Origin of the sequence: Marinobacter santoriniensis NKSG1, assembly GCF_000347775.1 — a bacterium.
GTDB classification, from domain to species: Bacteria; Pseudomonadota; Gammaproteobacteria; order Pseudomonadales; family Oleiphilaceae; genus Marinobacter; species Marinobacter santoriniensis.
This window is the reverse complement of record NZ_APAT01000015.1, coordinates 22,792-37,326: the sequence shown is the minus strand read 5'-3', so window position 1 is coordinate 37,326 and position 14,535 is coordinate 22,792. Positions and strand designations below refer to the sequence as shown.

The 14,535-nt window shown below is 58.1% G+C and carries 11 protein-coding genes; 8 read left to right on the top strand and 3 right to left on the bottom strand.

Going from position 1 to position 14,535, the window contains the following annotated elements; genetic code table 11:
- Positions 1-34 precede the first annotated feature (34 nt).
- Together glgA and glgB are read right to left on the bottom strand one after the other, a co-directional pair.
- A complete protein-coding gene (gene glgA, locus MSNKSG1_RS05915; protein WP_008938339.1) occupies positions 35-1,492 on the bottom strand; it encodes a glycogen synthase GlgA in 1,458 nt (485 codons plus the stop codon).
- Positions 1,489-3,375, bottom strand: a complete 1,887-nt coding sequence (gene glgB / locus MSNKSG1_RS05910) for a 1,4-alpha-glucan branching protein GlgB (RefSeq protein ID WP_008938338.1) — start codon at positions 3,373-3,375, stop codon at positions 1,489-1,491. The genes glgA and glgB overlap by 4 nt, the downstream gene beginning before the upstream one ends.
- Before the next feature lie 194 nt (positions 3,376-3,569).
- Between glgB and glgC the strand changes: the two genes are divergently transcribed.
- From glgC to glgP, 5 genes are all read left to right on the top strand, one after another.
- The gene (gene glgC, locus MSNKSG1_RS05905) at positions 3,570-4,835 is read left to right on the top strand and encodes a glucose-1-phosphate adenylyltransferase (protein WP_008938337.1); all 1,266 of its coding nucleotides are present in this window, start codon (positions 3,570-3,572) and stop codon (positions 4,833-4,835) included.
- Entirely contained in the window at positions 4,825-6,546 is a 1,722-nt protein-coding gene (locus MSNKSG1_RS05900) for a glycoside hydrolase family 57 protein (protein ID WP_008938336.1), read from the top strand. Before glgC ends, MSNKSG1_RS05900 begins: the two co-directional genes overlap by 11 nt.
- Before the next feature lie 6 nt (positions 6,547-6,552).
- The gene (malQ, locus tag MSNKSG1_RS05895; protein ID WP_008938335.1) at positions 6,553-8,052 is read left to right on the top strand and encodes a 4-alpha-glucanotransferase; all 1,500 of its coding nucleotides are present in this window, start codon (positions 6,553-6,555) and stop codon (positions 8,050-8,052) included.
- A gap of 81 nt (positions 8,053-8,133) precedes the next feature.
- Positions 8,134-8,484 (top strand): PilZ domain-containing protein, encoded by a 351-nt coding sequence (locus tag MSNKSG1_RS05890; RefSeq protein ID WP_008938334.1) that lies wholly within the window; start codon positions 8,134-8,136, stop codon positions 8,482-8,484.
- A 43-nt stretch (positions 8,485-8,527) separates the two neighbouring features.
- On the top strand, positions 8,528-11,053 hold the full coding sequence (gene glgP, locus MSNKSG1_RS05885; RefSeq protein WP_008938333.1) for an alpha-glucan family phosphorylase: 2,526 nt from the start codon (positions 8,528-8,530) through the stop codon (positions 11,051-11,053).
- A gap of 9 nt (positions 11,054-11,062) precedes the next feature.
- On the opposite strand, the gene MSNKSG1_RS05880 is transcribed toward glgP, so the two are convergent.
- Positions 11,063-12,475: a TrkH family potassium uptake protein gene (locus tag MSNKSG1_RS05880; protein WP_040886766.1), complete on the bottom strand. Its 1,413-nt coding sequence runs from the start codon at positions 12,473-12,475 to the stop codon at positions 11,063-11,065.
- A gap of 251 nt (positions 12,476-12,726) precedes the next feature.
- Between MSNKSG1_RS05880 and MSNKSG1_RS05875 the strand changes: the two genes are divergently transcribed.
- Genes MSNKSG1_RS05875 through MSNKSG1_RS05865 form a run of 3 tightly spaced genes read left to right on the top strand, consistent with a single transcriptional unit; the run spans position 12,727 to position 14,486 of the window.
- Positions 12,727-13,287 (top strand): porin family protein, encoded by a 561-nt coding sequence (locus tag MSNKSG1_RS05875; protein WP_008938331.1) that lies wholly within the window; start codon positions 12,727-12,729, stop codon positions 13,285-13,287.
- 27 nt (positions 13,288-13,314) lie between these two features.
- A complete protein-coding gene (locus tag MSNKSG1_RS05870) occupies positions 13,315-13,887 on the top strand; it encodes an acyl carrier protein phosphodiesterase (protein ID WP_008938330.1) in 573 nt (190 codons plus the stop codon).
- Positions 13,887-14,486: an ATP-dependent zinc protease family protein gene (locus MSNKSG1_RS05865; RefSeq protein WP_008938329.1), complete on the top strand. Its 600-nt coding sequence runs from the start codon at positions 13,887-13,889 to the stop codon at positions 14,484-14,486. The genes MSNKSG1_RS05870 and MSNKSG1_RS05865 overlap by 1 nt, the downstream gene beginning before the upstream one ends.
- The last annotated feature ends 49 nt before the right edge of the window (positions 14,487-14,535 follow it).

Sequence of the window (14,535 nt, the reverse complement as noted above, 5' to 3'; positions counted from 1 at the left end):
ATTGCCTCCTATATGGCAATCGTGAACGGCCTGTTCAACGCGTTTGACAGCGTTCTGCGAGCAAGGTTTGGTAGAGTTTGCTGTATTCACGTGCCCGTTCTTTCCAGGAATATTCACCGGCCATACCGTTGCGCTGCAGTTGGTGCCAGCGTTTGCGCTGCTGCCGGTATTCCAGTGCTCTTTCGACGGACGTCCGGAACGCGGCGGCGGTTGGCTCGTTGAAGCTGAACCCATTGGCCTTGTTCGGTCCGACCTGATCTGGATCCAGAACTGCATCTCCGAGCCCACCGACCCCGTGCACCACCGGAACGGTACCGTACCTGAGGCTGTACATCTGGTTCAGGCCACAGGGCTCAAAGCGCGATGGCATGAGAAACAGGTCGCTGCCCGCGGTGATTTTGTGGGCAAGGGGCTCGTCGTATCCGATGGTCAGGGACAGTTGCCCCGGATGCTGTTTTGCCAATACCCGCAAAGGCTCTGTGTAGCGAATTTCGCCGGAGCCCAGGATGGCGAACTGGCAGCCCAGCTGGAGCAGCGGGGGCAGGGCGTCCAGCAACCAGTCAATCCCTTTCTGCTCGACCAGACGTCCAATGGAACCCAACAGTGGCGCGTCGCCCGGATCCAGTCCCAACTGTTTCTGAAGGGCCGCCTTGCATTCCTGTTTTGATACGAGGGTATCTGCATCGTAATGGCAGTCCAGATACTGGTCGGTCGAGGGATTCCAGAGTTTTGTATCGATGCCATTGAGAATGCCGGAAAGATGCTCAGACCGGTGCTGGAGTAGCCCTTCTAGCCCGTAGCCGAAACCCGGGGTCTGAATCTCTGCTGCGTAACCGGGACTGACGGTGGTGATTCGGTCAGCGTAGACAAGGCCGCCCTTGATAAAGGACAGCTGGCCGTGGAACTCCAGCCGATCAAAGCGCCAGAGACTGTCGGGCAGGCCCAGGGCTCGAAAGGTGTCATGGGAAAACAGGCCCTGATAGGCGAGGTTGTGAATGGTGAAAACCACTGGTGGGCCGTTGGGGGCGGATTCAAGAAAGACCGGCACCAGCCCCGACTGCCAGTCGTTGCAGTGGACGATGTCGGGCGTCCACCGGAGCCCGGCCTGGCCCGTGGCCATCATGGCAGCCACCCGGCAGAACAACTGATAACGATGAGCGTTGTCCCACCAGTCCTCGCCCTCCTCATTCTGATAGGGATTGCCAGGCCGATCGAACACGCCGGGACAGTCCACAAGCCAGAGGGTGACCGAGGTGCCTGGCAGGCGGGTTCGCCACAATGCCACGCTGTACTGGCCGATCATCAGGCGGGCCTGACGCCGCGAACCACTTGCCCGAGCCGCCTTCATGGCAGCTGGGTAGCCCGGTAACAGAATATGGACATCGTGGCACTGGCGACACAGCGCTTCCGGCAGACTGGCTGAGACGTCGGCAAGACCGCCGGTCTTGATCACCGGGTAGACCTCACTGGTGACGAAGAGCACTCGCGTCATGGCGCTGGCCTCAATACGATGGCGGCCAGTGGGGGCAAGGTCAGATCCACGGAGAAGGGGCGCCCCATCCACGAATCCGCTGAGGCATCCAGACCGAGGGGATTCCCCACATTGCTGCCGCCATAGTATTCCGAGTCCGAGTTGAGGACCTCTACCCAGTGACCTCCCTGGGGAAGGCCAATTCGATAGCCGTACCGGGGAACCGGTGTGAAATTGATGACAACCACCGTCACGTCATCTCCGTCTCTTCGGAGGAAGCTGACGACCGACTGTGGAATGTCGTGGCAATCGATCCATTCGAATCCGTCTCTCTGATAATCCCTCCGGTGCAGGGATCGTTCGCGCCGGTACAGTCCATTGAGATCCCGCACCAATGTCCGGATGCCGGCGTGCTCGGGGTACTGAAGAAGCTCCCAGTCCAGTTCCCGGGACTCACTCCATTCCCGTCGCTGGCCAAATTCACCGCCCATGAACAACAGCTTCGATCCGGGATAGGTGTACTGAAAGGCGAAAAGCAGGCGAAGGTTGGCCCGCTGCTGCCAGTCGTCTCCGGGCATCTTGTGAAGAAGGCTGGCCTTGCCATGGACGACCTCATCGTGGGAGAGGGGCAGCATGAAGTTCTCGGAGAACGCATACAGCAGGCCAAAGGTCAGTTTGTCGTGATGGAATTGCCGATACACCGGATCCTGATGGAGGTAGTCCAGTGTGTCGTGCATCCACCCCATGTTCCATTTCAGGTTGAATCCGAGCCCACCTACTTCCGGTGGTCGTGTTACCTGGGGCCAGGAGGTGGATTCCTCCGCCACCATCAGTATGCCTGGAAATCGGCTCTGGCAGACCTGGTTGAGGGTCCGGAGGAAGTCAATGGCCTCCAGGTTCTCATGTCCACCATGCACGTTGGGCAGCCACTCGCCGTCTTCCCGGGAATAGTTCAGGTAAAGCATGGAAGCGACCGCGTCCACCCGCAAACCGTCCAGATGGAAGGTGTCGAGCCAGAACAGGGCACTGCCAATCAGGAAGTTGCGAACTTCGTGTCGACTGTAGTTGTAGATCAGCGTGCCCCATTCCTTGTGCTGACCTCTCCGGGGATCTTCGTGCTCGTATAGCGCCGTGCCGTCGAAGCGCGCCAGTGCGTATTCATCCTCAGGAAAATGCCCGGGCACCCAGTCGAGGATGACGCCGATGCCATTCTGATGGCACTGATCGACGAAATACCGGAAGTCGTCCGGGTTTCCGAAACGGCTGGTCGGCGCATAGTAACCGGTGGTCTGGTAGCCCCAGGATTCATCGAGCGGGTGTTCGGTAACCGGCAACAGTTCGATGTGGGTGAAGCCCATTTCCAGCACATAGGGAATCAACTGGGCGGCCAGTTCCCGGTAGCTCAGCCAGCGTCCGGCACCATGGTGCTGCCAGGAGGCCGCGTGCACCTCGTACACCGAAACCGGCGCTTCGGACCACGACCAGCGGCTGCGCCGAGTCAGCCATTCGCCATCGCCCCAATTGAAGGTTCCGCGCTGGACAACGATTGCCGCCGTGGACGGCCGCAGCTCGAACTGTTGCCCGTACGGGTCTGTCTTGAGGATCTCCCGGCCAGACCGGGTCACGATGGCGAACTTGTAGAAATTGCCTGCGGCGACACCGGGCACAAAGAGGCTCCAGACGCCGGTGCTGTCGTGGGGCGTCATGAGGTGTTGGTCCGGCGCCCAGCCGTTGAAATCTCCAACGACGCTGACGCTTTTGGCATTGGGCGCCCAGACGGCGAAACGAACACCCTCCGTGCCCTGTTGCCGGCAGGGGTGGGCGCCGAGCACATTGTAGATATGCCAGTGACGACCTTCCCCGAAAAGGTACAGGTCGAAATCGCTGAGCGTAGGGCTGTCCATAGTCCGTGCTTTTCCCGAAATGGTGATCGTTATTGAACGCTATCACAGGCGGCTAAAAAGTGACCTGTAACAATTCTAGGTCATAATTCCATGCTACTGTTCTAATATTATTTCGACAGCCTTGAACTGTCGGGCGCCGGGTATTCCGGCCAACGACAGTGCGCGTAATTTCACTGTTTTGCAGGGATGGACCCATGCATACGGCAAAGCGTTTTGTCAGTCGTCTTACCCGCCAGACTCTGGCGTTGGTTCTTGCCGGAGGTCGCGGTTCGCGCCTTCACGATCTCACCAAATGGCGGGCGAAACCAGCCGTGCCTTTCGGTGGCAAATTCCGCATCATCGATTTTCCGTTGTCCAACTGCATCAATTCCGGCATCGGCCAGGTTGGCGTGGTTACCCAGTACAAATCCCACTCCCTGATCCGGCACATCCAGCGGGGGTGGGGCTTCCTGCGGGGCGAGCTGGACGAATTCGTCGAACTGCTTCCTGCGCAGCAGAGAATTGAAACATCCTGGTACGAGGGTACCGCCGACGCGGTATTGCAGAATCTCGATATCATCCGGAGCCACCGGCCGGAGTACGTTCTCATTCTTGCCGGCGACCACATCTACAAGATGGATTACGGCACCATGCTCGCGGCGCACGTTGAGAGTGAGGCGGACATTACCGTGGGCTGTATCGAAGTCCCCGTCGAAGACGCCAAGGGTTTCGGTGTCATGGCTGTCGACGAGGATCTCCGGATCCGCGAGTTCGAGGAAAAACCCGAGCATCCGAAGCCGATTCCCGATCAGCCGGGCAAGGCGCTTGCCTCCATGGGAATCTATGTCTTCAGCACCCACGTCCTGTTCGACGAACTGATCCGCGACCATCAGTCCCAGTCTGAGTCGTCCCACGATTTTGGCAAGGACATCATACCGTCGGTGATCAACCGTCTGCGGGTCATGGCGTTTCCCTTCAAGGACCCGGTAGCCGGGAAGTCCGCGTATTGGCGGGATGTCGGTACGATCGATGCCCTGTGGCAGGCCAACCTCGAACTGATCGGTGTCAGCCCGGAGCTGAATCTCTATGATTCGGATTGGCCAATCTGGACCTACCAGGAGCAGCTACCTCCAGCCAAATTCGTCTTTGATGATGAAAACCGGCGGGGGACAGCGGTGGACTCCATGGTTGCGGGGGGGTGTATTGTCTCGGGCGCGCTGGTGCGTCATTCCCTGTTGTTTTCCCAGGTCCAGGTCCATTCCTTCAGCGAAGTCACGGATTCGGTCATTTTTCCGGATGTCGATATTGGCCGTAATTGCCGGATAAACCGGGCCGTCATCGATCGCGGCTGCCGGATACCGGAGGGCACCGATATTGGTGTCGACGAGGCTGAGGATCGTAAGCGGTTCCATGTGTCGCCCAAGGGCGTTGTTCTGGTGACACCCGAGATGCTCGGGCAGGATTATCCCCATGGCCTCTGATAACAGAACTCCGGTGGTGTTGTGCTGGCACATGCACCAGCCCGGCTATCAGGATGTGAAGACACGGCAATTTCTCTTTCCCTGGGTCTACCTTCACGCAATTAAAGATTACAGCGATATGGCAGGCCATCTGGAAGCGCATCCGAATGCCCGTGCCGTGGTGAATTTCGCGCCCGTATTGTTGGAGCAGATTGAGGAATACCTGGTTCAGATCGAGCGTTGGCGACACGGTGTTGGTGAACTGGGTGACCCGTTACTGGCCGCGCTGGTCTCCGAAGAACTGCCGGAGACTGGAACGCCGGCGTTTCTGGACCTGATGAACAAGGCACTCAGAGCCAACGCTGATCGCATCATCCAGCGGTTTCCGCCCTATGCACGCCTTGCGGAACTGGCCGAACTGTATCGATCCAGACCCGAAATCCAGCGGTACCTGTCCAAAGGTCTGTTACGGGATCTGCTCGTCTGGTACCACCTCGGCTGGATGGGGGAGACGGTCCGCAAACAGAATCATTGCGTCCAGAGCCTCCAGGAAAAGGGTTCCGGATTTTCGATGGATGATCGGCGGGCGTTGCTGGACGTTATTTTCGAGGTGATGGCGGGTATTGGCCCCCGCTACCGGAATCTCGCCCACCGGGGGAATGTGGAACTGTCCGTCAGCCCTTATACCCACCCCATTCTCCCGCTGTTGCTGGATCTGGGCTCCGCCAGGGAAGCAATGCCGGATATCCCGCTGCCGCAACACGAGAAATATCCCGGAGGGGAGCTGAGAGCAAGCTGGCAACTGGAACAGGCCCGGCAGGTGTTTCAACGCTTTTTCGGGACCGAACCGTCCGGATGCTGGGCATCGGAGGGTGCTCTCAGCCAGGAGACCCTGTCACACCTGCAGCAGCATGGCTTCAAATGGACGGCCAGCGGCGACTCGGTCATCCACAACAGCCTGAACCAGGCCCGTGAAGCGGGCGAACCGGTCGGTGAGAACGATATCCATAAGCCGTATCGGTTCGGCGACTCTGAGGTGACCGTCTTCTTCCGGGACGATGGGCTGTCGGACCTGATTGGCTTTACCTATGCGGACTGGCACGCAAAAGACGCGGTCGGGGACCTGGTGCATCACATGGAAAACATCGTCCGGGCGGGAAAGGGCAAAGCCGGACCGGTGATCTCGGTCATCCTGGATGGGGAAAACGCCTGGGAGTATTACCCGGAGAATGGTATCCACTTCCTGGACGAGCTCTATGCGGTTCTCGAAGACCATCCACGCTTGCGTCTGACCACCTACCGGGATCTGGTTGATGAGCCGGTGTGCGAACCGGTTGCCTTGCCCCATCTGGTGGCCGGTAGCTGGATTTATGGCACGTTCTCGACCTGGATTGGCGATCCGGACAAGAATCGTGCATGGGATTTGTTGTGCGAGGCCAAGGGGCATTACGACCGGGCGATGGATAACGGGCGCCTGAATGCAGATCGTAAATTGGCTGCCCAAAAGCAGCTGGCGCTCTGTGAGGGATCCGACTGGTTCTGGTGGTTTGGCGACTACAACCCCGCCCAGATTGTCTCGGATTTTGAGCATCTGTACCGGCGGCACCTCGTCAATCTATATGAACTGATCGAGTACGACGCGCCGTCATCGGTCTTCCAGCAGTTGAGCCAGGGCGGCGGAGAACCGGCCCGCGGCGGGGCGATGCGGCCCGGCCATGAAGAAGGAAAGTGAGGCATAATGGGTGAACAGGATGCGCACTCGTCAACGCTGTTCGAACATCGTATGGCCGGAGTCCTTCTCCATCCCACCGCGCTCGCGGACCGGTACGGTATCCTGGGAAAGAACGCTCGCCAGTTCATCGACTTTATCGCACAGAGCGGTCTGAGCATCTGGCAGACCCTGCCCGTAGGTCCCACCCATTCGGACCTTTCTCCCTACCAATCTCTTTCGGCGCACGCGGGAAATCCGTGGTTTATTGACCTTTCGGAACTGGTTTCGCTGGAACTTCTCTCCGAGCTGGAACTGGAGCAGATGAGCGACGGGGAGCGCGGTCGGCTGTTGCGACTGGCGGCGAGCCGCTTCTTCCGGGGAGAAGGCCTGCTGCACCGTGAATCCTATGACAGATTTTGCCAGGAGCAGTCGCAATGGCTTGAAGACTTTGCTCTTTTTTGTGCCATCCGGGAACACCAGGGCGGCTTGAGCTGGCCGGACTGGCCCCGGCCGTTGAGGGATCGGGCGCCGGATGCAATGTCAGCCTTCGAACAAGACCATCAGGCGACCGTTCGGGAGATACGCTTTGAGCAGTTCCTTTTTCAGCACCAGTGGCAGGCACTGAAATCCTATGCCAATGCTCGTGGTGTAAGACTCTTCGGTGACATTCCGATTTTCGTCGCCTACGACAGCGCCGACGTGTGGGCCAACCGCCACCTGTTCAAACTGGATGAATCCGGGGCGCCGACGGTGGTTGCGGGGGTGCCGCCGGATTATTTTTCTCCGGACGGACAACACTGGGGGAACCCACTGTACAACTGGGATGCCATGGCGGCCGATGGATTTGCATGGTGGCTTGAGCGGCTGGACAGCCAGCGCCATCTGTTTGACCTGATTCGTATCGACCATTTCCGGGGGTTGGAAGCCTATTGGGAGATCCCGGCTGCGACGCCGGAACCCCGGTTTGGCTACTGGGTTCCCGGGCCGGGGAGGGCATTCCTTGAAACCTGTTTTCAGCGTTTTCCGGATCTCCCGCTTATTGCCGAGAATCTGGGGATCATCAGCGATGAGGTCGAGCAGCTCCGTCATGCATTCCAGTTACCCGGCATGGCGGTCATTCAGTTCGCCTTTGATGGCAATTCCGACAACCCCCATCTGCTTCATCGGCATGAACAGCGGGGTATTGTGTATACGGGCACCCATGACAACGATACGACGCTTGGCTGGTACCGCTCACTGGACGACTCCACTCGTAACTACGTGAACTCGTACCTGTCGTCCGATGGCCACGATATGCCCTGGCCAATGATTGAGGCAGCCTGCCGTTCGGTTTCCTGGCTTGCCATGATCCCCATGCAGGATTTTCTCGGGCTTGACTCCTCTGCGCGTTTCAACACGCCCGGGACAACCAGCGGAAACTGGCTCTGGCAGCTGGATCTGTCCCTGTGTACGACAGAGCTTGTGTGCAGTATTCGACAATTGCTGGAACGTAATGAACGATCTCTTTCCGGGGTGGTCATAATTTGACCAGAGTCAACCGATACCCGGGTGGGCTTCGGTATAAACAGGATGTATTGATGGCGTTATTTTGAGTCAAGGGAGGGAAAAATGGAGCACCGACTCAGCAAGCGCATCCCCGGTAGAGTCTCTCTTCTGGTTTTCAAACGCGGCATGCCTGTTGCCACGGGACTTGTGCAAGATGCATCTCGCCGCGGTGTTTTCGTGGCTACGGACTACGATGACGTCAAGCTCAATCAGACCGTCGAGCTGGAACTGTACTATCCAGACAGAACGATGGAATCCCTGAGGCGGCTGAAGGCGCATGTGGTGCGTAAATCCGAGCAGGGCATCGGGTTGGATTTTGACATGGTGGAGAACGATGCGCTCTGCATAGCCCATCTCCTGCAATGGTTACAACAGCACCCGAAGGCACAACGCCACTATTCGCCGATGCATTGACAGCAAAGGACGGGCGCATTCTCTGGAAGGACTCTGATCAACCATGACACTCGCTGCCTATCGGCCCCGAAAGGTTCCGGAAGCACTCGTTGGACTATTCACACTTGCTCTGGACCTCCGGTGGAGCTGGCATCACGGCAGCGATGTGCTGTGGCGTACACTGGATGAGGACACCTGGAACGCAACCCGCAACGCCTGGCTGGTACTTAACAGCGTCGCCGGAGATCGTCTCGAAGAGCTCAGTCGCGATTCCTCATTCCTGGCCCGCTACCGGGAACAGATGGAGGAGCACGAAGCGTTTGTCCATGCCCGGACCTGGTATTCCGATCAATGCGGCAATGCTCTGGATCGAGGCGTTGCCTTCTTTTGCATGGAATATGGCCTGAGTGAATCCCTGCCGTTATACAGCGGTGGCCTGGGGGTGCTTGCCGGCGATTACCTGAAAGCCGCGAGCGACCTTGGGGTGCCGGTGACCGCCGTGGGATTACTATACCAGCAGGGCTATTTCCGACAGGCGATCGGCGCTGACGGGGAACAGATTGAACTCTACCCGTACAACGATCCGACGATGCTGCCGCTGTCGGCTTTGCGTGATGAAAACGATGAGTGGGTAAGGGTGGTTGTGCCCCTGCCGGGCCGGGATGTCAGGCTCCGCGCCTGGATCGGTCGGGTCGGGCACTGTGATCTGCTGCTTCTCGACAGTAACGATCCCAGGAACGAACCGGGGGATCGCGGGATCACGAGTGAACTCTACAGTGGCGACCCGGAGAAGCGTCTACAGCAGGAAATGGTGCTTGGAATCGGAGGGTGGCGTCTGCTCCGTATGCTGGGGCGGAATCCTTCCATCTGCCACATCAACGAAGGGCATTGTGCATTTGCGATGCTGGAACGGGCCTTCGGATGGGCAGAGGACAATGAGCGGGATTTCGACACCGCACGACTGGCCACCCGCGCCACCAATCTCTTTACTACCCACACGTCGGTCACAGCGGGTTTTGACCGATTCCCCCGGCGTCTTATCCAGCTTTATCTCGGACCCTGGCTGGCCAGTCAGGATATGTCGGTGGATGAGCTGCTCTCCCTGGGCAGTACGGCTGACGACGTCGATAACGATGGGCACCCGCTGCTGAATATGGCCTGGTTGGCCGTGAACCTGAGCGGTCGTATCAATGGTGTCAGCCAGGTTCACCAGAAGGTCAGCCAGACCATTCTGGAACCCTTCTTCCCTCGCTGGCCCCGTGAAGACATCCCGGTCGAATACGTCACCAATGGTGTTCACACGCCAAGCTGGGATTCTCCAGAAGCGGACGAGCTCTGGACGACGGCCTGTGGCCGGGATCGGTGGCGCAAACCCATGCGCAATACCAACCCCATGGATGGGATATCGGATGAGTCCATCTGGGCTATGAGACTGGCCCAGAAAAAACGTCTGGTCCATTACCTTCGGCAGCGGTTGTCCAGTCAACACTGCGATCAGGGACCGGGCAACAATCCAGCCACTGCGTGCGGCCTGCTGCTCGATAGTGAGACCCTGACACTCGGTTTCGCCCGACGGTTCACGGAGTACAAACGTCCGGATCTGTTACTTCGGGACGAACGCCGGCTGTTGTCCCTGTTAACCAATCGCGACAGGCCGATCCAGATTGTTCTCGCGGGCAAGGCTCACCCGAAGGATCGTACAGGCAAGGCCCTGATTCGGCGGTGGAAACAGTTTTCCCGGCGTCCGGAGGTTGAAGGCCGAGTCGTGTTCATCGAGGATTACGACCTCGGTGTCGCAGCGCAATTGATTCAGGGTGTCGATGTCTGGCTGAATACGCCCCGCCATCCATGGGAGGCGTGCGGAACCAGTGGGATGAAGATCCTGGTCAACGGAGGCCTGAATCTGTCCCAGTTTGATGGATGGTGGGCGGAAGCCTGGAACCGGGAGGTTGGTTGGGCGATCCGGCCCGGTGCGACGTTCGAAGAGCTCAGCCATACCAACGACCACGATGAGCAGGATGTGCGGGAGCTGTTCGATCTGCTTGAGAATCAGGTGATTCCCGCCTTCTACAGCGTTGGCCAGGACGGGCGCCCCAAGGAGTGGATTGAGAGAATCCGTGCAAGCATGAATCAGCTCACCGCATCGTTTTCCGCCACTCGGATGGTCAGGCAGTATGTTGAGGATTTCTATCTTCCAATGCGTGCGCTGGGGAAACAGAGGGGCTCAGAAACGGCGCATACGCTTGTTCAGGAAGCCCGTGAGATTGCGTCCCATTGGCCCCGAATGCGGTTCGCTGGCCTGAATGTCCACGAGAAGGACGACCAGCAGTTGTATCTGGTGGATGTTTACCTGGATGGCGTCAGCGAGCAGCGGGTTAAGGTAGAGCTGGTCGCCGAAGCGTCCGAATTCGGTGAACGTGAGGTCCATGAGATGAAAATGATTCAGGCTCTGGAAGGCTCCGCCAATGCCTGGACCTACGAATGCCTGGTACCGCCCAGACCCGAGGGGCACTATACGCCGAGAGTGCGAATCCGGGATGATCGGTTGAACCTGCCGCTGGAGAATCCGGCCATTCTCTGGCTGAAGTGACGCTCCCGGCTAGCCTCGCCAGAAAGCCGGAGAGAGCACGATCACCACGGAGAGGATCTCCAGGCGTCCCATCAGCATTCCCACTGCGAGAATCCATTTGGCAGCGTCTGGCAGTGGGCCGAAGTTCCCGGCCGGGCCGATGATTTCACCGAGCCCCGGGCCGACGTTGGTCAGGGCGGTGAGAGCACCAGAGAGGGCCGTCACGAAATCCAGCTGCATGGCTGCCAGCGCGAGAGTGATCAATGCCAGGCACAGAAGAAAAATAAAGGTATAGGCGATCATCGAAGAGATGATCTCGTCGCTGACCGCCCGCCCGTTGTAGTTCCGGGTCAGTACCGCACGCGGGTGGAGCAGGCGCATCAATTGCTCGCGGAGGATCAGGATTGAGAGCTGGAACCGGAAAATTTTCATGCCGCCGGCTGTCGAACCTGAACAGCCCCCTACGAACATCAGGAAAAAGAACACCACAAAGGCCAGTGAACCCCAGGCGGAATAGTCCTCTGAAGCATACCCGGTGGTCGTGACGACCGACGTAACGTTGAACAGGGTAGAGGTGTAGTTGTGGAAGGGATCGAACTGATCCGGAGACACCCACCACTCATGGAAGGTCAGCAGCAGGGGCACAATCAGCAACAGGGCCAGGAACATGCGGACCTGCTGGTCCCGGAACAGTACTCCATGCTGGCCATGCATTTCCCGGACAAACAGAAAAAACGGCATACTGCCGATCATCATGAATACCGTGGCTTCCATGAGAATCAGGTCGTCGAATTTCCCCATGGACATGTCCGAGGTTGAAAATCCGCCCGTGGCGATGCTGGTGAGGCCATGGTTGAACGCGTCAAACAGGTCCATCCCGGACACGCGGTAAGTGACCACCGCGATAATCGAAAAGAACAGATAGACAAACAGCAGGCCGCGGCTGAGGGTTTTCATCCTCGGCAAGGCCTTGTCCGTCCACTCCGACGATTCGGTGGCGAACAGGCGCATGCCGCCCACCCGCAGGAAAGGCAGAACCGCGACGAACATTCCGATGATACCGATTCCGCCAATCCACTGGAGGATAGACCGCCAGAGCAGGAGATCGCGATCCATCGTGTCGAGGCCACTGAACACCGTCGCGCCGGTGGTGGTGATTCCAGAAGCGCCCTCAAAAAACGCGTCGGCTGCGGAAATGCCGTTATTGCTGAGCAGGAAGGGAAGTGCCGACAACAATGCAATGATGAACCAGCTGGAAACCGTCAGCACAAACATGTAACGGGGTTTGAGGTCGCTGGCGTAACCCCGCGTGGCGAACATCCCGACCAGACCCAGCCCCAGACAGATACTGGCAGACTCCGCGAACGCAACGGCATTGGGCGCAGTGGATTGCACCAGTAAAAGCACAGGGAGCGTCATGAAAATGCTCAGCAGCACGAACATGACGCTGACAATGAAGACGACGGGGTAAAGGTTTCTCAAGAAATGCTCTTGTCAGCGACACTTGAAGACCGCGTCAGAATACCCACGCCCCCCGGCTTCTGCAAGGTAAAGGCACGTGTTCACGGGCATTTCCTGGAAATTACAGTGATGTAAATTCGGCGTAAATCAGGATCTTTCCTCTGGCAAGCGTCGTGCGGTTATTGCATCTTGATAAACGGCAAAGCCGAATGGATCGGTTAAGGAGAACTCAGATGAAACGAACAACAAGTCTCGCTCTGACAGTTGCAGGTATGGCCGGCGGTGCATTGCTCGCCAGCAGCCCTGTGATGGCCCAGGACATGTATAAATCTTCAATCGGTGGTCTTTATGCGGGCCTGAACTATACGTTCATGAATGCCGACTACACCGACACCAGTGAGGATGCGGATCTTGGAACCCTCTCCGGAAAAGTGGGCGTTATGGCGACTCCGTTCCTGGGTGTCGAGGCGCGCGCAGGTTTTGGCGTAGATGATGACCGCGTTGCAGGTGCGGATGTGTCCATCGACAATTTCTACGGTGGCTATGCCACAGTCAACCTGGCGAACGAATCGCCGGTCACGCCCTACGCTGTGCTCGGGTTCACCCGGGTGGAGTCGCAAGCCGATCTGGGCTACACAACCATCAGTGACGACGGCTCCGATGTGTCCTATGGCCTTGGCGTCAATATGCAGTTCGCGCCGAACCTGTCGGGTAACCTGGAATACATGCGTTACTACGACAAGGACAACGTCACCCTGGACGGACTCGGACTCGGCGTTCAGGTAAACTTCTGATAAAGGTCACCTGAAACAGGAACTGTTTTGAACCATCTCGCCCACGTCTTCCTGGCACCGAATTCCGCGCAGGCTCGCGTGGGCAGTATCCTCGGGGATTTTACCCGCGGGGTTGAGCTTGAAAGGCTTCCCGAGGAGGTTCGCCGGGGCGTGGAGCACCATCGGATGGTGGACAGCTTCACGGACCGGCACGATTCGGTTCTCGCCTCGAAGCGCCTGTTCTCTGCCAGGCGCCGGCGTTTCGCCGGGGTGGCGCTGGATATCCTCTATGATCATTTTCTGCTCAAACACTGGGACGTCTTCAGTGATCAGAACCCGGACACCTTTATCGCACGGGTCTACGACGAGCTTCAGTCACGCCAGCACCTGATGCCGCCTGACATGGCGCGAGTGACGGCCCGCATGGTCACCCATGACTGGTTCAACGCCTATCGGAATCTGGACAACATAGGCCAGGCTCTTGACCGGGTGGCAGCGCGAATCCGCTTTCCCAACCGGTTCGACGGAATGATTCTCGAAATCCGGGAGCATCACGACGAGCTGGAGGGATATTTTTTAGATTTTTTCCCCGAATTAGAGAATGTTGCACAGGATTTTTGATGCGATTTATTAGCTTTTATGCGCTTGTTTTTTCCGTGTTCATCGCGCCCTGCGTCAATGCGAAACCGGATCCGGACAGAAAGGTCCCTGAGGTGCTGGGGTTTGTTGAGTGGACCGTTCTCAGCGACGCTGACCTCCGTTTGAAGGCCCGTCTGGACACCGGTGCCAAGACCTCGTCGCTTCACGCCAAACAGGTTGAAGAGTTCAAACGCAACGGCAAAGAATGGGTTCGTTTCGTGATTCCTTTGGGTGATCACAAGGATCAGCGAAGCGAAGGGCAGGTAGATCCGGAGGATGTCGTCGCACAGTTTGAGCGGCCCGTCCGAAGGGTCGTGCTGATAAAGAGAAAGGGCGCGCCTCCGCAGAGACGCTATGTGGTGGACATGGATTTCTGTATTGCCGGCACCCGCCACACCACGCAATTTTCACTCACCGATCGCAGCGCCTTTTCATACCCGGTGCTGCTGGGACGGCGATTTCTGGGAGATGACGGCATCCTGATCGATTCCTCCGACAGTTTTCAGGCGAAGCAAGAGTGCGCTTCCCCTACGCTTGAGGAACTGGTTCGGGAGCACAAAGCGACGCTGGTCAAACCCTGAACGAAAAAGACCGCCCCGGAAGGCGGTCTTTTTTCCATGCGCGACGCGG